Below are 20,232 nucleotides of genomic sequence, written 5' to 3' on the forward strand. Positions count from 1 at the left end.
CTTCTCCGGCGGTCGAACACCTGAGACTGTGGATCGACTTCAGCGCAACCGCGCGCCGTCGCGGCTGAACAGCAGCGCGTCTCCGGGGTCATACGTCGCGCGGAGCGTGTCTCCCTTGTGGAGGTTCCGCGCCCCGCCCGTCGCGATCGTCAGAACGCCGGACTGGCCCTGCCGGGCATAGGCATAGGTCTCGCCGCCGAGGTTCTCGACGATCTCGACCGTCAGCTCCAGCACGCCTTCGCCCTCTTTCGTGAAATGCTCCGGCCGCAGGCCGACGGTCACTTCCATCCCGTCCGACAGCTTCGTCGCCAGAGGCGGCGGCGCGACGGACTGGCCGTCATGTTCGTCGAAGACCAGGCGCCCGTTCTGCACGATGGCGGGCAGGAAGTTCATCCGGGGGCTGCCGATGAAGCCCGCGACGAAGATGTTGTCGGGGTCGTCGTAGAGGTCGAGCGGCGTGCCGACCTGCTCGATCCGGCCATCCCGCAGCACGACGATCTTGTCGGCGAGGGTCATCGCCTCGACCTGGTCGTGGGTGACGTAGATGATGGTGGACTGGAGTTCGGAATGAAGCCGGGCGATCTCGATCCGCATCTGTACGCGCAGTTCGGCATCGAGGTTGGACAGCGGCTCGTCGAACAGGAAGACATCCGGGTGGCGCACGATCGCGCGCCCGATGGCGACACGCTGGCGCTGGCCGCCGGAGAGGTCCTTGGGCCGGCGGTCCATCAGCTTGTCGAGTTCGAGGATGCGGGCGGCCTCGCCCACCTGGCGCTTGATCTCGTCCTTCTTCACTCCGGCATATTTCAGCGCGAAGCCCATGTTTTCCTCGACCGTCATGTGCGGGTAGAGCGCGTAGGACTGGAACACCATCGCGATGCCGCGCCGGGAGGCGTCGACGTCGTTCATCACCGTGTCGCCGATCTTCAGCTCGCCGCCGGTGATCTCCTCCAGTCCCGCGATCATCCGCAGCAGAGTGGACTTGCCGCAGCCGGAGGGGCCGACGAAGACCACGAACTCCTTGGAGCGGATGTCGAGGTCGACGCCCTTGATGACCTCGAAGGCGCCGTAGCTCTTGCGGATGTCCTTGAGGGTGACGCCGCTCATGGCACGTCCTCCGCTGTCAGGGTGATGGTCTGCGTGCCGAGCGCCGCCTGCGTGACGGTGAGCGTGATCTGGCCCGGACCGGTGGCCTTGATCCAGGCGCCCGTGCTGCCGCCGCGCATCGGCGGCGTGGCAGGGCCCACCAGTCTGGCGGGGCCGTCGAGCGAGATCTCGACCGGGTCGAAGAAGAAGGGCAGCTTGTTGCCCGCCTGGTCGAGCGCGCGGATCATCACGCGCACTTCGTCGTGCACCGCGAGGGTGTCCGCGTCCGCCTCGACCTCGAGCGTGGTCGGAAGGGGATCGGGCACGAACTCCCGGTGCATCACCGCCTTGCCGTCGACGTAGCCGGTGAGCTTGCCGGTCAGCCAGGACATGCCCCAGGTGCCGCCCGCGCCGCCGAAGTGCTGCTTGTCGGCGATCACCGGCGGGTGGGGCAGGTGGGGGAAGCGCTCGCGGTCGGGCTTGATGCGGGTCTTGTAGCCGCCGAACTCTACCTCGATCTCGTCGCAGTTGGTGAGGATGATCAGCGGCAGCACGCCACCGATGTTACGCTCGCCCCGGCTCCAGAAGGTCACCGGCTCCAGCACCGCGCCGCCGTCGGGATCGCCCTGGCTGGCATAGACGTGGGCCGCGAACTTCGGCTCGCGGAACATGTCCATCACGCCGTGGTAGCAGATGCGGTCGCCCGAGCCGAAATCCTTGTGGGTGTTGTAGTCGAAGGCGCACCAGCCGATGCAGCCCGAAACCTGCGGATCGCCGTAGGCGGCATCCAGCACCTCCAGGTGGCGGGTCACGTGCTCGGCCTGCCGCTGTTCCTGGTCGAATATCTTGGTCGGGTACATGTGGCCGTTGAACTCGGTCACGAGGTAGGGAACCGGCTGGTCGAGTCCGGTCGTCTCGGCAATGGAGCGCAGGCCCATGCGGGTGCGGTTTCCGTTCACTTCGAACTCGCCCATGATGAAGTCGTTCATCGTGTAGACGTCTTCGAGGAACTCGCTGTCGGTGTGGCAGCGCACGCCCCCGGTCTGGCGCGTGGTGTCGAGCTCGCGCGCGGCCTTGTTGGTCGCAACGTAGAAGTCGTGATCGTCGGGGCTTTCGTTGATCCGCACGCCCCAGAGGATGATCGACGGGTGGTTCCAGTCGCGGCGGATCATCCGGCGGACGTTCTCGACGCTCTCCGCCTTCCAGCCCTCGCCACCGATGTGCTGCCAGCCGGGGATTTCCTCGAACACCAGCAGGCCGATTTCGTCGCAGCGGTCGAGGAAGGCGACGGACTGCGGGTAGTGCGAGGTCCGCACGAGGTTCAGCCGCAGGTCGTTCTTGAGGATGTCGGCGTCGGCCCGCTGTGCCGCGTTGCCGAGCGCATAGCCCGCGTAGGGGAAGGACTGGTGCCGGTTCAGGCCCCGGATCTTCAGGTGGCGACCGTTGAGGAAGAAGCCCTCGGTCGTAAATTCCGCCGTGCGGAAGCCGAAGCGCGTCTCGGTCACGTCCTCGCCCGCGCCCGTCGTCAGCGTCAGGCGCAGCGTGTAGAGCGTCGGCTGATGCAGGTCCCAGAGCTCCAGCCCGGTGAGCTGTTCGAAATTCAGATTCACCGTCGCGGCGGCGTCGGCCTGTGTTTCGGCCACGGGGGCGCCGGTGGCGTCCAGCAGCTCCGCCTTCAGCGTACCGTCGAGCGGCAGGCCCTGCGGGTTGTCGAGCTCGACACGGGCGGTGACCGTCTTGGCATCGGCCAGCGCATCGGGCGTCTCGATCTTGGTCGGGCCGATAGCGACGGGGCTCGTGATCCTGAGCCAGACGTCGCGGTAGATGCCGGCATAGGTGAGGTAGTCGATCTGGCCGCCGAAGGGCGGGATCTCCGGGTTCTCGGAGCCGTCGATCACGACGGTCAGGACATTCTCACCGTCGGTGAGCCGATCCGTCAGGCGCAGCTCGAACGGGGTGTAGCCGTCGGGGTGGGTGAGCAGCTCTTCTCCGTTCAACGAGACCTTGGCGTTGGCCATCGCGCCTTCGAAGTGGACCGCGACCTCCTTGCCGTCCCAATCGGCCGATTTCTTGAACCGCTTCTCGTAGGTGAAGGGGCGCTGGTAGCTCGTCTCGTCGAGGTAGTTGAAGGGCAGGTCTACGGCGGTGTGGGGAAGGCGGACCTCCTCTTTCCCCTCGAAGATCCAGCCGTCGTTGAAGTCAGTCTTGAAGCGCATGTACGAGCCTTATTTCACGGAGCCCAGCATGCCCTGCACGAAGAGCCGCTGGAGAACGAAGAAGATGATGAGGGTGGGCAGCGTCGTGATGACCGTGGCCACCATGATGACGCCGAAATCGGGCGTGTAGGCCGAGTTCAGGGACGAGATCGTCAGCACCATCGTTTTCATGTCGTTGGTCTGCAGGACGATCAGCGGCCAGAGGTAGTTGTTCCAGTTCAGCATGAACACGATGATCGTGGCCGCCGCGTAGGTCGACTGCATCACCGGCATGTAGACGCGCAGGAAGATCTGCCACTCCTTCAGCCCGTCGATTTTGGCGGCATCACGCAGTTCGTGGGGGAAGGCCTTGGTGGCCTGCCGGAAGTAGAAGATGACGAAGATGTTCGCCACGGTCGGCAGGATGATCGCCCAGTACGTGTTGATGAGGCCGGCCCCCGACATCATCATGAACAGCGGCACCATGAACGCCGCGAACGGGATCGAGAGCATCAGCAGCAGCACGGCGAAGATGCGTTCCCGCGCCTTGGAGCGGAAGATTTCGAACGCGTAGCCCGCCATCGACGCGATGAGCAGCGTCAGCAGGGTGCCGACGATCGAGATATAGAACGAGTTGAACAGCACCCGCAGGATGTTCACCTGGTCGAATAGGGTGGTGACGTTCTGCCAGAAGTAGGTGCCGAAGCTCGCCTTGCCCTGCTGGATGTCGATGGAGGAGTTCGTCGTCCCCACGATCATCCAGAAGAACGGGAAGATCGACACGAAGGCCGCGATCGACAGCACCGTGTAGGTGACGATCGACTTCAGCCGGTCCGGCGCGGGGCGGCGGGGCGTGGCGGTGCGGGCGCCGGTGCGGCGCATGGGGGTGCCTGCGACGGTCATTTGCGGTCCCTCGCGACGTAGAATTGCACGAGGCTCAGCAGCGCAACGAGGATCACGATGACGTAGCTTACCGTGGCCGCGTAGCCGAAGCTCGGCATGAACTTAAAGGTCAGGTTGTAGATGTACTGCGAGAGGGTCAGCGTCGCGTTCGACGGCCCGCCCTGCGTGATGTTCTGCACCTCGTCGAACAATTGCAGCGTGCCGATGGTCGAGATGATCGTGGTGAACAGGATCACCGGTTTCAACATCGGGATCGTGATCCGGAAGAACTGTGCATAAGCCGGCACGCCGTCGATCTTCGCGGCCTCGTAGATCGAGCGGTCCACGTTCTGGAGCGCGGCGAGGTAGAAGATCATGTTGTAGCCGGTCCAGCGCCATGTGATCGCGGAGATGATGACGACCTTGGCCCAGAAGGGATCGGACAGCCACGGGATCGGGCTGTCGACGAGACCGAGGCCGAGAACGACTTCGTTCATAAGCCCGTCGGTGGCGAACATCGACTTGAACAGGATGGAATAGGCGACGAGCGCGGTGACGCTCGGCAGGAAGATCGCGGTGCGGAAGAAGGCGCGGCCCTTCAGCTTGGGCGAATTCAGCATTACCGCGAAGACCAGCGCCAGCATGATCATCACCGGCACCTGGATGGCGAGGTAGGTCAGCGTGTTGGTCAGCGCCTTGAGGAAGATCGGGTCCGCCGCCAGCCGCTTGATGTTGGACAGCCCGCCGAAGCTCAGCGCCATGCCGCGCCCGGTCTGGAAGCTCATCCAGAGCGACCACAGGATCGGCCAGATCATGAAAATCCCGATGAGCGTCAGCGCGGGCGCGATGAAGCCCCAACCGTTGATGCTCTCGTTGCGCCCCAGTCTCGTCTTGGCCAAGCCGGTGCCTCCCCCGCAATCGGTGAGCGAAGGGCCCGCGCGCGACGGCGCGGGCCCCGGTCGCAGGTTACTGCGTCAGAACGGCCGCCTCGGCGGCGATGTTCTCGATCACGGTGTCGACGTCGGCGCCGTCGGCCATGGCCGGGACGTTGGACGTGATGGCCGAGCGCACTTCGTAGGTGAAGATGCCGTAGTTCACGCCGGGGATCTCGGCGAGCCATTCGGAGAACATCTGCCACACGGGCTGACCGCCGAAGTAGTCGTCGGAGGACTGGTAGGCTTCGCCCTCACGCACTTCGAGCAGCGAGCCGACGGCCCCCTGGTTCACCAGGATCTCCTGGTAGAACTCGACGTCGTTGCCCCAGATCGTCGACAGGAAGTCCTTGGTTTCCTCCATGTTGTCGGAGGAGGCGAGGACGTACCAGCTCGACCCGCCGAGGTTCGAGGCGTTGATGCTGCTGTCGATGTCGAGGCGCGGAGTCGGCGCGACGGCCCACTGGCCGGGCATCTCGGCAGCCTTGATGGTGCCGGTGATCCAGACGCCGGTGATGGTCGAGGCGACGTCGCCGCCGGTCAGGGCGCCAGTGTATTCCGACCAGCCATTGATCGTCTTGTAGATTTCCGGGTTCTGGACGATCTCGGTGTAGGCCTCGACCGCGGCACGGAAGTTCTCGTTGCCGACCAGGTTGAGCGAGCCGTCCTCGTTGAAGAACCAGTCGCCCGCGGATTGCATCATCAGCGAGAACAGGCCGGTGTCGTTGTAGTCGATCGTCAGCATCGGCATGCCGGTCTCTTCCGCGACGACCTTGGCGATCTCGACATACTCGCTCCAGGTGATGTCCTGAAGATCCTCTTCGCCGAAGCCGGCTTCTTCGAGGATGTCGGAGCGGTAGAAGAGCCCCGAGACGCCCGAGTCGAACGGCACCGAGTAGGTCTCGCCGTTCACGGTGGCGAGCTCGACCTTGTAGTCGGCGAAGCGGCTGTAATCGAGCGTGTCGCCCAGCGGCTCGAACGCGCCGGGGAACGACAGAAGGAACTTCTGTGCCGAGTAGTCCTCGATCAGGACGATGTCGGGCAGGCCTTCGGTGGTGCCGGCGGCAAGCTGCGTCTGGAGTTTCGCCTCGATCTCCTCCCGGGCGAATTCCTCGTAGACCATATTGAAGTCCGGATGGTCGGCCTTGTAGCGCTCGGCGGCGAGCTCCATCGCGGCGCCGTTGAAGTTCGGGTCCCAGGCCCAGACGGTGACGTCGTCCGCGCTGGCTGCAGTTGCCGCCAGCAGACTGCCCCCGAGGACAGCGATAATGCCGCGCGAATGCGCGTGACGGTTGTTCATGATTTCCTCCCTACGTGTCGCCGACAGGGTCGGCTGGAGAGGAGCGTAGCGAGGCAAATTCCACCCCGCAACAAATTTAGTAAATTTTACCTAGTCGCGCGACTGGCTGCTATCGGCGCCCGGTTTGCGGGTGCTCCGACGCCAGACGATCTTCGTTTCGAGCCGCACCTGCTTTCCCAGATCGCGGCGGCCGCTTATGCGCTCCATCAGCAGATCCACCGCCGTCTCGCCGATCGCTTCGGCGGGCAGGCGCACGGTGGTCAGGGGCGGCGACATGAAGCGGGCGGTCGAGATGTCGTTGAAGCTCGCCACCGCGATGTCGTCGGGGATTCGCAGCCCGGCGCTGCCGATCGCGCGGTAGGCCCCGACGGCCATGTTGTCGTTGCCGGTGACGATCAGGTCGGGGCGGTCATCGAGCGCGAGCAGGCGCTGCGCGAGGCGGTGGCCGCTTTCCTCGGTGTTGTTTCCCGTTTCCATCAGCCGGGGGTCGAACCGGCCACGGGCGCGCATCCACCGCTCGTAGGCCCGGACCCGGAATTCCGCGGGTTCACCGGCGCCCGGGACATGGCGGGAGTTCCACCCCGCGACCGCGATGCGCCGGTAGCCGAGCCCGTCGAGCGCGTCGAGCAGCTTCACGGTCGCCGCCTCGAGGTCGCTGTCCACGCAGTCCACGGAATCGTCGTCGGGGCGGAAGTCGGCGAAGACCACGTTTCGGTTGTGCCTGAGGATCCAGTCGATCATCTCCTGCGAGTGGAAGCCGATCGCGATCAGGCCCGGCACGCCCTTCAGCACCGACGCCTCGGGCAGCTCGTCGGTCTGGTAGAGCTTCGCCGGTTCCTGGTGCAGCGCCGCGCAACGCGCCTCAATCCCGAGCCGCAGGGCGACGTAGTAGGGATCCACCAGCTCCTCCTGCGGTCGCAGGAAGTGCAGCAGCGCGACGCGGCCCTTCGGCTCGGCGCTCTTGCGGCGGCGACGGGGCGGGGCGTAATTCATCGCCTCGGCGGTCTCGATGATGGTCTGGCGCGTGGCCTCGCCGACCGAGAGCGTGTTGTCGAAGTTCAGCACGCGCGACACGGTTGCCGAGGACACGCCGACGCGGTCCGCAATCTGCTTGAGCGTCACCGTCGGACGGCGCGCCGGAATTCGAGTGACCTCAGCCATGGGGCATCTTATTCGCACAGCCTTCCCGTTCCGGCAATTGGCCGCGACGGGACGGACCGTCTTCAGTTGCCGAGCTGCCCGCGCATCGCGGCGTCCGGGAAACAGGTTGCCGGCTGGCCGGTCGCTTCCTGCCAGCGCCCGATCGAGCGGCGGGTCTTGAACCCGGCAAGCCCGTCGGCACCGCCGACATCGTGCCCCATCCCTTCAAGCGCGCGCTGCATGGCAGCAACGTCGGAGCGCATCAGCCCGCCGACCGCGCTCCATCCGGCCGAGAAGTCGCCGACGCCATAGTCGATCCGGTCCCCGACATGGCCTACGAACAGGGCGTAGAGGTCGCTCATGTTGTAGTCCTTCAGGACGTAGAAGTTCGGCGTCACGATGAAGGCCGGCCCATGACGCCCGGCGGGCATGAGCAGGAAGCCCTGCAACGGGCGCTCCGCCTCGGGGAACGGACGGCCGGAGACGCGCGTGATGCCCATCTGCTCCCAGGCGCTGATGGGGCGGCCCTGATCGGGACCTTCGAGCGTGCAGGAGACGGACCCCGGTACGGTCACTTCGAACCCCCAGTCGCGGCCCGCGACCCAGCCGTGCCGGGCAAGGAAACTGGCGATCGAGGCGATGGTATCCGCCTCCGAGGTCCAGATGTCGGCGCGTCCGTCGCCGCTGCCGTCCGCCGCGAAGCGCAGGAAGCTCGACGGCATGAACTGTGGCTGGCCGAGCGCCCCGGCCCAGGAACTGCGCATCGTGCGCGGGTCGGCATGACCGGCCTCGGCGATGCGCAGGGCGGCGATCAGCTCATCCGTGAAGTATGGCGCGCGGGTGCTCATGAAGCCTTTCGTGCCAAGCACGCGGAAGGCGTCATGCGGGATGTCGACCCGTCCGTAGCCGCTCTCCCGGCCCCAGATCGCGAGCACGATGCGGCCAGGCACGCCGGTCGCCCGCTCGGCGGCGGCGAGCGCCTGTGCATGGCGGCTCGCCATCTCGCGCCCGACGCTGGTCGACCAGTCCAGCGTGCCACGCCCGAAATAGGCGCCGGGAGAGCCGAATTCCGCCTGGCTCTGACGCTCGGGCACGCTGGTGGCGCTGCCCGGCGGAACCAGGTCGGGCAGGTCCCAGTCGAGCGTGACGCCCTCGAACGCCGCATCGAAGGTCGCGCGGGAGATGCCCTCGCCGCGGGCGCGCGGCCAGATTGTCTGTTCAAGCCAACCCTTGAATTGCCGTTCGACCGCCGCGCGGTCCTGCGCGGTTGCGGGTAAGGCGATCAGGATCGACAGGGCGATGAGCAGGGCGCGTAGGGGCAAGCTGGGGCTCCGGCTGGGGTGGCGTCGCGGGCAGCATAGCGGCGCGCTGCCAGGAACCCAAATCGCGATGACGTTTGGCAAGGGCGGTGTGCGGTGGGCGGCGCGCAGAAGGGGGTGCGCATCGAGCGCGCACCCTACGTGATACGCTTCAATCAGTGTGCCAGACCCTCTCCCCCTAGGGGAGAGGGTAGGGTGAGGGGACGGCGCGCAAGGGTGCGCATCGAGCGCGCACCCTACGTGATACGCTTCAACCAGCGCGCCAAAACCCTCTCCCCCTGGGGGAGAGGGCAGGGTGAGGGGACAGCGGACAAGCGTGCGCATCGAGCGCGCACCCTACGAGATAGGCTTCAACCAGCGCGCCGGAACCCTCTCCCCTTGGGGGAGAGGGCAGGGTGAGGGGGCGGCGAAACACGCCGCCCCCAGTCGTCACTCTTCTTCGCCGCGCGTCCGCGCCAGCGCCCGGCGGCGCTCGGCATCCACTTCCTCGCCCGGGATCGCGGCGGCGGGCTTGGTCAGGATGTGACGGAGCGTTTCCATCGGCAGCTTCGGCTCGCGCGTCTCGGTCAGCAGGCCGTTCACCTCCTGCATCGTGTCGGTGAGCTGAGTATAGCAGTAGCCCATCAGGTACGGCGTCTCGGAGATCGCGTCGAAATAGTCGTCGAGACGCGCCTCGAAGGCAGCCTCGTCGGGCACCGTCGCGTAGCCGACCCAGTGATCGCCCTCTTTCGGCGTGAAGCTGAGCCCACCGAACTCGGTCAGCATGACCGGCCGGCCACCGGCCTCGGGATCGTCGAGCAGCATCCGACGGCCCGGTGCGCCGAAGCCCTTCAGCACCTCGGCCAGAGCGTCCGGGTCATTGTAGCGCTTGCGCAGCCCGTCGCCGGTCGGAGCGTAGTCGTGGACGGAGACGATATCCGTCTCGACCAGCTCCCAGCCGTCGTTCGACACGGCGGGACGGCTCGGGTCGATGGCCTTGGTCAGGTGATAGAGCCCGCGGGCGTAGGACGCCTGCGCCGGCTGCTCGGCCATGTCAGTGATGCCCCAGCTTTCGTTGAAGGGCACCCAGGCGACGATGCAGGGATGACCCTTGTCGCGGCGGATGGCTTCGGTCCATTCGCGCGTCAGCCGCTCGATGGCGGAGTTGGCGAAGACGTAGTGGCTCGGCATTTCTTCCCAGACCATCACGCCCAGGCGGTCGCACCAGTAGAGGAACCGGGGGTCCTCGATCTTCTGGTGGATGCGCACGCCGTTGAAGCCGAGCTCCTTGATGAGCTCCACCTCGCGCTTCAGCTCATCGCCGGACGCGGACAGGTGGCTGTCGGGCCAGTAGTTCTGGCCAAGTACCATGCGCAGGAACACCGGGTGTTCGTTCAGCAGGAAGCGGCCGTGATCGGTGCCGACGGAGCGGAAGCCGAGGTACGTGTCGAGCGTGTCGCCGCTCTCCCCGCCCAGTTCCACCGTGGCATCGATCAGCGTCGGCGAATGCGGCGACCAGAGCAGGGGCGAGCGCGCGGTGCTGTGGCGCAGGATCGGGATCGCCACGTCGAACTCGGCCTCGCGCTCGGAGACGGTCACCGTCTGCTCGGCCAGCAACTTGCCCTCGTGGCTGATCCGCACGGTCACCGGAACCGGCGAGGCCGGCAGTGCGGAGAGACGCAGCTCGCAGCGCACTTTCGCCTCGGTGATCGAGGGGACGAGGTGCAGGTCGGTCATGTGGAGCGCGGGCACCACGGTCAGCCAGACCGGCTGCCAGATTCCGGAGGTCCGGTTGTACCAGATGCCGTGGGCGTCCTCTTCCCAGTCCTGCTTGCCGCGCGGGATGCGGTTGTCCTCCGGCGGGTCCTCGGCGCGGACGACGATCGTCTGCGCACCGGAGCCGGTGAGGGCGGGGGTGATGTCGGCCTCGAACGGCGTGTGGCCGCCCTCGTGCGTCGCGACCAGCGCGCCGTTCACCCAGACGCGGGCGCGGTAGTCGACCGCCCCGAAGCGCAGGATGAGCCGCTCGCCGTCAGCCATCTCGGGCGTCTCGAAGGTGCGGCGATACCAGAGCACCGGGTGGAAGCCCGTCTCGGACAGGCCGGATGCCTTGGACTCGGGCGGATAGGGCACCGTGATCTTGCGATCAAAGGCGGTGTCGCCCGCGCTCCAGCCGGCGTCGAGGCCTTCGTTGGCGTCGTCGTGTGCAAAGTCCCAGGTGCCGCAGAGGTCGGTCCACCGGGGACGGTACATTCGGGGATGGGGATGGAGGGCGGCCGCGCTTGCGTCGGTCATCGTGAATCCTCGTGATGTGTTTTGGTTATGGCTTAGGGGGTCAAACGGCCGATTGGCTTATCACCGGGTTGCCCGTTTCGTCGAACCTGTGCAAGGCCCCTTCTTCCGGCCGGAGCGCGATCCGCTCGCCGGGCGTGAAGGTCCGCTTTCCCTGGCTCCGCACGATGGTCGGGTCCTCTTCGCCCGCGTCGACATAGACATAGGTATCGGAGCCGAGGTTCTCGGCATAGATCACTTCGCCGCCCCATGGGCCGTTTTCCACGACTTCCATATGTTCGGGACGGACACCGACATGGGGCACACCGTAGGCCTTCGCCCGCTCGCCGGTCATCAGGTTCATCTTGGGCGAGCCGATGAATTGCGCGACGAACAGCGAGGCGGGCGTCTCGTAGAGCTCCATCGGCGTGCCGACCTGCATGACCTCGCCGTCCTTCAGGACAACGATGCGGTCGGCCATGGTCATCGCCTCGACCTGGTCGTGGGTGACGTAAATCATGGTGGTGTCGGGCAGCGTCTTCTTGAGCTGGCCGATCTCCATGCGCATCTGCACCCGCAGCGCGGCGTCGAGGTTCGACAGCGGTTCGTCGAACAGGAAGACCTTCGGGTCGCGCACGATCGACCGCCCGATGGCGACGCGCTGGCGCTGGCCGCCCGACAGCGCCTTCGGCTTGCGGTCGAGGTAGTCCGTCAGCTGCAGCTTGGCCGCCGTTTCCTCCACCTTCCGGCGGATTTCCTCGCGGGGAAGGCGGGCGAGCTTGAGCGAGTAGCCCATGTTCTCCGCCACCGTCATGTGGGGATAAAGCGCGTAGGACTGGAACACCATCGCGATGCCCCGCTCCGAGGGCGAGACCTCGTTCACCACGCGGCCGTCGATGCTGATGGTGCCGGAGGTGATCGGCTCCAGCCCGGAGATGCAGCGCAGAAGGGTGGACTTGCCGCAGCCCGACGGCCCGACGAAGACCACGAACTCGCCCGACCGGATCGAGAGATTGATGTCGCTCAGCACCTCGAGCGCGCCGAAGTTCTTGCGGAGACTGTTGATCTCGAGCTCTGACATCGGTTCGCCTCAGAATTCCGCGCGGCGGACGGGGAGGGGGTCTACGGTCCAAGCCATCCGGTCACAGACCCTCTGGAGCAGCTTCACTTTGAGCGCGTCGTTGCCCGTATCGTGCCAGATGTTGGTGCGCTCCTTCGGGTCGGTCTCGAGGTCGTAGAGCTCCACCTCGCCGTCGGTGTGGTACAGCGAGATCTTGTAGCGCCCGTCGAAGACCATCGTCGCCTGCGGGTTCACGTCGGCCGGGTGCCACGGCATCGCGTTGTAATATTCGCAGTAGACGTCCTGCTTGTCGGACTCTGCGTCGGTGGTCAGCTGGGGCAGGATCGACTGCCCCTGCATTCCCTCGTAGATCGGCAGGCCGGCAGCCTCGAGCAGCGTGGGGGCGAGGTCGATCAGCTCCGCCAGCCCTTTCACCCGCTTTCCCTTTTGGAACCCGGGGCCGGAAATGATGAGCGGCACGTGCACCGCTTCCTCGTAGAAGTAGGGACCTTTCAGATAGATGCCGTGGTCGCCCAGCATCTCGCCGTGGTCGGACATGAAAATGACAATGGTATCATCGCGTTGCCCGGTGCGGTCGAGCGCCTCCAGCATGCGGCCGACCTGCGAGTCGATCAGGTCGCACATCGCCCAGTAGGCGGCGCGGACCAGCTTGTGCTCCCGCTCGGTCATCTTGTCATAATCGAACCCGGCGCGTCCGCCGTAGGCGCCGGCGTGGTCGAGCTTCTGCAGCAGCGTCTTCGTCTCGAGTTCGCCGTCCTCGTAGTTCGGCAGTTCGATCTCGTCGAGCCGGTCGAGGTAGGGTTTCAGGTACTCCTCGGGCGGATCGAACGGGTGGTGCGGGTCGAAGATGTTGACCGAGAACATCCAGGGCCGGTCGAGCTCCTCGTGCGCCTCGATGAAGGTGATCGCCTTCTGCGCGCACCAGGTTGTCTGGTGGTCCTCCTCGGGCATGCCGTATGTGACGTGGCTGCCCTCTTCCACCGGGGTGGAGGTGACGCCCTTGCCGCGTTCGCGCAGCCAGAGGTCGTACTCGTTCGTCGCCCAGTTGTTGCCCGTCGCGCCGCGCTTCATCAGCGGCACCGGGTGGTGCGACCAGTGGAAGGCAGCGTAGCCGTCGTCGATCCGTCGTTCGTGGTCGGGCGCGACCGACGGGTGGCAGGCGGACAGGTGCAGCTTGCCGGACAGTCCGCAGGTGTAACCGCCGTCGGCGAGCAGGCGGGAGATCAGCCGTTCGTCCTCGGGGATGTCCTGCCCGTTCTGGCGGGTGCGCGTGGTGCGCGGATAGCGCCCGGTGAGGAAGCTGGCACGCGAGGGCGTGCAGACAGGGCTCTGGGAGTAAGTGTTCTCAAAGAGCACGCCTTCTTCGGCGAGGCGGTCGATGTTCGGCGTCTTGACGAACGTGTTGCCATAGCAGCCGAGCGTGTCGAAACGTTGCTGGTCGGTGCAGATCCACAGGATGTTGGGGCGGTCGGTCATGGGTCAGGTCCTATCGGTCAGGATTTCACCGCGCCGGCGACACCTTCGACGAAGTATCGCTGCACGAAGAAGAAGAATGTGATGACGGGGAGCAGGGCGATCATTGCGGCGGCGGCCATGCCGGGCCAGTCGGTCTCGTTCGTGCCGACGAAGGCGAGCATACCGACCGCGAGGGTCCGCTTGTCCGGCGACCCGAAGGTCAGCACCAGCGGAAGCAGGAAGCTGTTCCACGCTGCGAGGAACGTCAGCACCGCGACGGTGGCCGTCACGGGCCCGGCGAGCGGCAGCATGATCGTGCGGAAGACTTCGAAGACGCCGGCGCCGTCGATGATCGCCGCTTCCTCCAGCTCTTTCGGGAGTTGCCGGAAAAAGCCGGTGTAGAGCAGGATCGCTGCGGCGTGGCCGCTCCCGGCGAGCGCAAGCGTCACGCCGATGCGCGAATTGAGCAGGCCCATGCGCTGGGTCAGGTCGACCACGGGGATCAGGCCCATGCCGATCGGGATCACGAAGGTTCCGACGATCACGCCGATCACGAACCGCCGCCCGATGAAGTCGTAGCGGCCCAGCACGTAGCCCGAGAGCGAGGTGTGGAAGATCACCAGGGCCACAGTCCCGACGGTGATGAGCGCCGTGTTCAACAGGTAGATGCCGAAGCCCGCCGTACCCCACGCGCGCTGGTAGTTCTGCCAGTTCAGCGCGTCGGGAACGAGGTTGAGGCCCTTGGAGAAGATCTCGAGCGGCGACTTCAGCGAGGCGGAGGCGAGCCACAGGAACGGGTAGATCCAGAGCGCGCAGATCAGCGTGAGGATCACGATGCCAAGCACCGTCCACGCGCGGCGGCTGAAGCGGGTGGGGCCAGCGGCGCGTCTCATTCGGACCTCCGTCCGCGCAGGCCGCGCCGCACGATCATGTTGAGCAGGGCGAGGCCGATGATGCAGACCCCGAAGGACAGCGCCGCGGCGGAGGCATAGCCGAGCCGCGGCACGTTCGCCGCGAAGGCCTGCCGGTAGACGAAGATGTCGATCACCTCGGACGAGTAGAACGGTCCGCCGTTGGTCAGTGTCAGCAGCAGGTCGAAGACGTTGGTCGCCTCCACCAGCGTGATGAGCGTGATGATGATCGTGAAGGGCATCAGAAGCGGAAAGGTGATGTCGCGGAACCGCGCCCATGCCCCCGCGCCGTCGATGCGGGCGGCCTCGTAGAGGTCCTGCGGAATGGTCTGGAGCGCCGCCATCCAGTAGATCAGCGTGATGCCGAGCCACTTCCAGACCCAGATGACGATCGCGGTATAGAGTGCGAGTCCAGTGGTGCCGAGGAAGTTCACCGGCTGGTCGATCAGCCCGGTCTGCAGCAACACGAGGTTCACCGGCCCCCGCGTCGGGTCGAGGATGAAGCGCATCACCACGCCGAGGATCGCTGCCGTCGACACGACGGGCAGGAAGATCGCGGTCCGGAACACCCGGCTGAAGGGCAGGGCAGAGTTCAGGATCAACGCGACGAACAATGCGAGAGCGACCCGCAGGGGCACCGCCAGCACCATGAAGACGAAGGTGTTCTTCAGGGCGTTGCGGTAGAGGTTGTCGTTCCAGAGCTCGCGGTAGTTCTCGAAGCCGACGAACTGGCCGGAGGCTTCGAAGCCGCTCCAGTCCAGCATCGAGAAATAGATGCCGGCGAGCACCGGCCAGACGGAATAGGCCGCGACGAACGTCGTCGTCGGCAGGAGGAACAGGTAGATCCACCTGTCCCCCCAGAGCCGTTTGCCGAGCGGACGGGCCGCCGGCGCCTCTGAGAACCTGCGCATAGGGTCGCTCTCGTCTTTGGTCTCAGTAGCGGTCGGCGGTGAAGTCTTCGCCGGGCGTCCAGCTGTCGAAGACCCAGTCGTCCACGCTGACGCTACCGCCCTCGCTGTTGACCTTCTCGATGGCGCGGTCGCGCTCGGCCATTATCTGGTCGTTGTATTGCTGGAGCATCGGCGCGGGATCGTCGAAGGCCCCGGCGAAGGCGCCCTGCACGATCTCGCCCAGCGTCGGCGTCACGTCCCGCATCTCGGCGTAGACGCGGCCGATGTCGGGGTTGCGGATCACCGGTTCCGGCGCGAGGCGGACGGACTTGGCGAAGCCGTCGATCACCTTGGTGTAGGTCGGATCGACGTCCGCCTGTGCTACCGCGTCGAGGTTCAGCGGCGGCTGGTCCATCCGCTCGGCGAGCGCGACGTAGAACTCGTCCGTCGTCAGCAGGGACAGCAGCGCGGCCGCGGCCTCCTGCTGGTCGGACTGGGCGGAAACGAAGAAGGTGCCGGGGGCGGGGCCCTGATGGACCGAACCGTTGCCGATCGGGTTTGCGACCACGTCCACCATCGGCAGCACGTCGGACATGCTGTTGGCAAGCACGCCGCTGTTCCATGGCCCGTCGAAGAACATCACCGCCTCGCCAGAGGCCCAGCGCGTGCGGCCCTGCCGCGCGTCGAGCGAGCCCGACGCGGGGTGAAGAGAGCCGTCCGACTGGAACGCCAGAAGCTGCGCGATCGTCTCGGCGAACTCGGGCGAGGTGAAGTTGTAGTCGCCGGTGGCCCAGTCGATCTCGCCCTTGCCGCCGATCATCTGGGACAGGTTGACGACCATGTCTTCCATACGACCGGTGAATTGCAGCGGCAGCAGGAGGCCGTAGGTCGATCCTTCCGTCGTCGCGCGGGCGAAGTCGCGGATCGCCTCCCAGTCCTTGCCGGGCGCACCGTCGTAGCCCGCGGCTTCGGCGGCGTCCTTCATGTACCAGAGCGCGGAGGTGTGCCACCGGAACGAGAAGATCGGGAAGGAATAGAGCTCTCCGCCCCAGTTCGTCAGACCGTCGAACAGCACCTCCTGCTGGAACGGCTTGTCGAGCGTGACCTGGTCGCCGATCGGGGCGAACCAGCCGTTGTTCTGCACCTGGCTGATGACGGCGAGCGAGGTCGGCATCGACATCACGTCGGGAGCTTCCTCGCTGCGGAAGGCCAGTTGCAGCGACTGCATCATGTCGGCCGGGTTCATCACCGAATGTTCGACCTCGGCGCCGTCCTCGGACCAGAGCGACTCGAGCAGCGGCGCGAGCGGCGAGAAGTGGTCCCACCAGGTGATCGGCCCGGACCCCTGGGCGAAGGCCGGACGACCCGAAGCGACGATGCCGGCGGCCGCGAGCCCCGACAGGAAGCCACGGCGGTCGGGCCGTAGAATCGTTGAATTACGCATGTTGTTCTCCTCCCTTTCCTCGCTGGCAGGATCGGGTTATTTATTACTACAAGTCAACAGACAGCTTCGATGGCGGAGCAGTTTCCGGCCTAGATCGCTGTTGAAACTGGAAATTTCGTTGGTTTGGCCGACGGTTCTGGCTTTAGGTCAGTTTTTTCTTTATCACCGGGCAGGGATAACGGACGGGCCGATGCAGAGCGGACGCAAGACACGAGACAAGAAACCGACCATGGCCGAGGTCGCCGCTGCGGCGGGCGTGTCCCAGACGACCGTATCCCTTGTTCTCAACAACACCGGTGGGGTGCGGGTCTCCGAGGAAACGCGGGACAAGGTGCGCTCCGCCGCGCAGGAGCTCGGCTATTTCGTCTGGCAGCGCAACAACGTCGGCAGCGGCTCGATCCGCTGCATCGGACTGCTGGTGGACGATATCGAATCGAACCCGCTGTCGCTGACGGCGATCGACATGGCGCGCAAACGGGCCTGGGCGAATGACTGCGTGCTGAACGTCCTGCCGTTCAACAGCAACCGCAAGCTCGAGAAGGCGGCGATCGACCTTCTGCTGTCGCTGCGGCTCGTCGGGGTCATCTATCAGTCGTTCTACACCCGGAAGGTCGAACTGCCGAAGGCGCTGCGCACCCAGCCCATCGTGCTGGTGAATTGCTATTCGGCGGACCAGAATGTGCCTTACGTGGTGCCAGGGCACCGGGCCGGGGCCTATGTGGCGGTCGAGAAGCTGATCGCCGCCGGGCATCGCCGGATCGGCTGCATCACCGGCGCGATGGAGAAGGAGGCCTCGGGCGATCGCTTGCAGGGCTACCTGTCCGCGCTGCGCGACGCCGGGCTGCCGCACGATCCGACAATGGTGCGGGTCGGCGACTGGAACATGGGTCTCGCGGAGCGCGAGACGGTCGCGCTGATGCAGGAAGACAATCCGCCGACGGCCATCTTCTGTGCCTCCGACCGCATGGCGATCGGTTGTTACGAAGCGCTGAAGGGGATGGGCTACAAGGTGCCGCAGGACGTGTCGGTCGTCGGTTTCGACGGGGACCCTGTCGGCCAGCACCTGACCCCGCCCCTGTCGAGCGTCCATGTCCCGCACGGGGCGATGGGGGCGTCGGCGGTCGACTACCTGATCGCCCGCGCCAACCACACCGACTATGCGCTGCGCAACGAGTTGCCCTGCGATTTCATCGAGCGCGAGTCGATCGCGCCCGTCGCCGCCGGACGCCTCCAGAAAGTGGCGCGCGGCGGCTGACGACGGGCGGGGCTCAGACCTGCTCCAGCTCGCTCTTGATCATCTGGCGGATGCGCTTGCGTTCCGAGCGGCTCGAGATCTGGCGCGTCTGGGGCGATACGGGCACGACCTGCCACGGGTCGGACGACCGGTCGACGCGGAATTCGCGCTGGGCCGCGACTTCGAGGTCATCGCCCCCGAAGGCCCCCACGACCATGATCTGAAAGCGCTCCACGTCGTCGGGGATGCCGGAGCCGTCGTAGTCCTCCGCCTGCTCGGCGGTGATGTCGAGCAGGTTGCGGAACGAGCCGAGCGTCATGAACTCGCCCCGGTTCAGCGGGCCGTTCGCCGTGACGCCGTCGGGGCGGTCGCCCTCGGCGGAGCGCTGCAGGATTTCGCGGTCGGTGATCGTGGCGGACAAATCGCCCGAAGCACGATGGATCGTGCAGTAGACGTTCTGTGCGTAAACCGGCTCTTGGCTCATGTTGGACAGCAGGCAGAGACCGTTCAGGTCGCTGCCCGACACCCGGTTGATGATGATGCGGGGCCTGCGCGCGCGCATGTAGGTCACAAGGAACAGGTGCAGGTAGGCCACCCAAGCCAGCAACATGCCCAGGTTGACGAAGAAGTTCAGCGCGGAGCTGTATTCGGAAATCCACTGCATCGGGTCACCCTCGTTTGAAACCATCGTCTGGCTTGCGAACGTGCTATGTCGGGCGACGTTCCTTGGTGTCCGGCCAAACCTTTGTTTCCCTCTCCCCGATCAAATATTGCATTCGTATGCAAAACTGCTAACGAAGGGAAAATCACACCGGAAGTGAGGCCATGACCAGCGAGACCACCAGCCCGAAGGCTCCCGTTTTCATCAAGGCGCCGTCGCGCAACGCGACCGCCGACAACGCCCCCGTCGAGACGCTCGTCACCGAGGTGATCGCCCGCGTCCGTGCCGAGGGCGACGCCGCCGTGCGCGACTATTCCAGGCAGTTCGACAAGGCCGAGCTCGAGGTCTTTGAAGTGAGCGAGGCCGATCGGCTCGCGGCGCTGGAAGAGCTCGATCCGCAGACCCGTGCCGATACCGAGTTCGCGATCACCAACGTGACCAACTTCGCAAAAGCGCAGCTCGGCACGCTGTCGGCCCTCGATGTCGAGATCCTGCCGGGCGTCCATCTCGGTCACCGCAACATCCCGCTCGACCGGGTGGGGTGCTACGTGCCGGGCGGTCGCTTCCCGCTTCTGTCAGCGCCGATCATGACCATCGTTCCGGCCAAGGTTGCCGGAGTGAAAGAAGTCGTCGCCTGTCTGCCGCCGAACGCACATCGCGCGATGATTGCCGGCTGCCACCTTGCCGGAGCCGACCGCATCTTCAGGATCGGCGGCGCGCAGGCGATCGCGGCGATGGCGCTCGGCACGGAGAGTGTGCCGAAGGTCGACAAGATCGTCGGACCCGGCAATGCCTTCGTCAACGAGGCGAAGCGGCAGGTCTTCGGCCCTGTCGGTATCGACCAGCTTGCCGGACCGTCCGAGATCTTCGTCCTCGCCGACGAGACGGGCGATGCAGAGATGATCGCGACCGACCTTCTCGCGCAGGCCGAGCATGACGTGCGCACCCGAGTGGGCCTCATCACCACGCACAAGCCGCTGGCCGACGCGGTGCTGGCCGAGGTGGAGCGTCAGCTGTCCGACCTGTCCACCGCCGAGATCGCCGCCCGCTCCTGGGAGGATTACGGTGAGATCGCGCTGGTCGAGGACGAGGCCGCGATGATCGCCTATTCCGACCACGTCGCCGCCGAACACCTGCAGGTCCACACCGTCGATCCGCAGGGGTTCGCGAAGAAGCTGAGCCACTACGGCTCGCTCTTCATCGGCGAGCTGTCGAGTGTCGTCTATTCCGACAAATGTTCGGGAACGAACCACACGCTGCCGACGATGGCCGCCGGCCGTTACACCGGCGGGCTGTGGGTCGGAGCCTACATCAAGACCGCGACGCACCAGTGGCTCACCGAGGAAGGCGTGAAGCAGGTCGCCCCGCCCGCCGCGCGTCAGGCGGCGAGCGAGGGTCTCGAAGGGCACCGCCGCGCCGCGCAGCTGCGGCTCGACCGGCTTCAGGCGTAAG

General features: G+C 65.8%; 16 protein-coding genes. 2 read left to right on the top strand and 14 right to left on the bottom strand.

What is annotated here, in order from left to right; genetic code table 11:
• Positions 1–39 precede the first annotated feature (39 nt).
• From I8N54_RS04590 to I8N54_RS04650, 13 genes are all read right to left on the bottom strand, one after another.
• Complete coding sequence (locus tag I8N54_RS04590; RefSeq protein ID WP_140193691.1) at positions 40–1,107, bottom strand: ABC transporter ATP-binding protein; 1,068 nt, start codon at positions 1,105–1,107, stop codon at positions 40–42.
• Positions 1,104–3,302, bottom strand: coding sequence for a glycoside hydrolase family 2 protein (locus I8N54_RS04595; protein ID WP_140193690.1), 2,199 nt, complete (start codon positions 3,300–3,302; stop codon positions 1,104–1,106). Before I8N54_RS04595 ends, I8N54_RS04590 begins: the two co-directional genes overlap by 4 nt.
• 9 nt (positions 3,303–3,311) lie before the next feature.
• Positions 3,312–4,184 carry a carbohydrate ABC transporter permease gene (locus I8N54_RS04600; RefSeq protein WP_140193689.1) on the bottom strand — a complete coding sequence of 291 codons (873 nt, stop codon included), beginning with the start codon at positions 4,182–4,184 and terminating at the stop codon, positions 3,312–3,314.
• Positions 4,181–5,062, bottom strand: a complete 882-nt coding sequence (locus tag I8N54_RS04605) for a carbohydrate ABC transporter permease (protein ID WP_140193688.1) — start codon at positions 5,060–5,062, stop codon at positions 4,181–4,183. The genes I8N54_RS04600 and I8N54_RS04605 overlap by 4 nt, the downstream gene beginning before the upstream one ends.
• Before the next feature lie 67 nt (positions 5,063–5,129).
• Positions 5,130–6,395 carry an ABC transporter substrate-binding protein gene (locus I8N54_RS04610; protein WP_140193687.1) on the bottom strand — a complete coding sequence of 422 codons (1,266 nt, stop codon included), beginning with the start codon at positions 6,393–6,395 and terminating at the stop codon, positions 5,130–5,132.
• A 90-nt stretch (positions 6,396–6,485) separates the two neighbouring features.
• The gene (locus I8N54_RS04615; protein WP_140193686.1) at positions 6,486–7,556 is read right to left on the bottom strand and encodes a LacI family DNA-binding transcriptional regulator; all 1,071 of its coding nucleotides are present in this window, start codon (positions 7,554–7,556) and stop codon (positions 6,486–6,488) included.
• Positions 7,557–7,618: 62 nt separating this feature from the next.
• Entirely contained in the window at positions 7,619–8,857 is a 1,239-nt protein-coding gene (locus I8N54_RS04620) for a lytic murein transglycosylase (RefSeq protein WP_231592479.1), read from the bottom strand.
• 426 nt (positions 8,858–9,283) lie between these two features.
• On the bottom strand, positions 9,284–11,128 hold the full coding sequence (locus I8N54_RS04625; protein ID WP_140193684.1) for a glycoside hydrolase family 2 protein: 1,845 nt from the start codon (positions 11,126–11,128) through the stop codon (positions 9,284–9,286).
• Positions 11,129–11,168: 40 nt separating this feature from the next.
• Positions 11,169–12,185, bottom strand: coding sequence for an ABC transporter ATP-binding protein (locus tag I8N54_RS04630; protein WP_140193683.1), 1,017 nt, complete (start codon positions 12,183–12,185; stop codon positions 11,169–11,171).
• 9 nt (positions 12,186–12,194) lie between these two features.
• Positions 12,195–13,661: a sulfatase family protein gene (locus I8N54_RS04635; RefSeq protein ID WP_140193682.1), complete on the bottom strand. Its 1,467-nt coding sequence runs from the start codon at positions 13,659–13,661 to the stop codon at positions 12,195–12,197.
• Between the two features lie 17 nt (positions 13,662–13,678).
• A complete protein-coding gene (locus tag I8N54_RS04640) occupies positions 13,679–14,533 on the bottom strand; it encodes a carbohydrate ABC transporter permease (RefSeq protein ID WP_140193681.1) in 855 nt (284 codons plus the stop codon).
• Positions 14,530–15,462 (bottom strand): carbohydrate ABC transporter permease, encoded by a 933-nt coding sequence (locus tag I8N54_RS04645; RefSeq protein ID WP_140193680.1) that lies wholly within the window; start codon positions 15,460–15,462, stop codon positions 14,530–14,532. Before I8N54_RS04645 ends, I8N54_RS04640 begins: the two co-directional genes overlap by 4 nt.
• Positions 15,463–15,484: 22 nt before the next feature.
• On the bottom strand, positions 15,485–16,885 hold the full coding sequence (locus tag I8N54_RS04650; RefSeq protein WP_140193679.1) for an ABC transporter substrate-binding protein: 1,401 nt from the start codon (positions 16,883–16,885) through the stop codon (positions 15,485–15,487).
• Between the two features lie 190 nt (positions 16,886–17,075).
• On the opposite strand from I8N54_RS04650, the gene I8N54_RS04655 reads away from it, so the two are divergent.
• The gene (locus tag I8N54_RS04655; protein WP_197097507.1) at positions 17,076–18,140 is read left to right on the top strand and encodes a LacI family DNA-binding transcriptional regulator; all 1,065 of its coding nucleotides are present in this window, start codon (positions 17,076–17,078) and stop codon (positions 18,138–18,140) included.
• Between the two features lie 13 nt (positions 18,141–18,153).
• Here I8N54_RS04655 and I8N54_RS04660 read toward each other — a convergent pair whose 3' ends face one another.
• Positions 18,154–18,783, bottom strand: a complete 630-nt coding sequence (locus I8N54_RS04660) for a hypothetical protein (protein WP_140193677.1) — start codon at positions 18,781–18,783, stop codon at positions 18,154–18,156.
• A 161-nt stretch (positions 18,784–18,944) separates the two neighbouring features.
• Here I8N54_RS04660 and hisD point away from each other — a divergent pair, with 161 nt between their 5' ends.
• Positions 18,945–20,231: a histidinol dehydrogenase gene (gene hisD / locus I8N54_RS04665; RefSeq protein WP_140193676.1), complete on the top strand. Its 1,287-nt coding sequence runs from the start codon at positions 18,945–18,947 to the stop codon at positions 20,229–20,231.
• The last annotated feature ends 1 nt before the right edge of the window (position 20,232 follow it).

Origin of the sequence: Pelagovum pacificum (genome assembly GCF_016134045.1) — a bacterium.
Lineage (GTDB): Bacteria > Pseudomonadota > Alphaproteobacteria > Rhodobacterales > Rhodobacteraceae > Oceanicola > Oceanicola pacificus_A.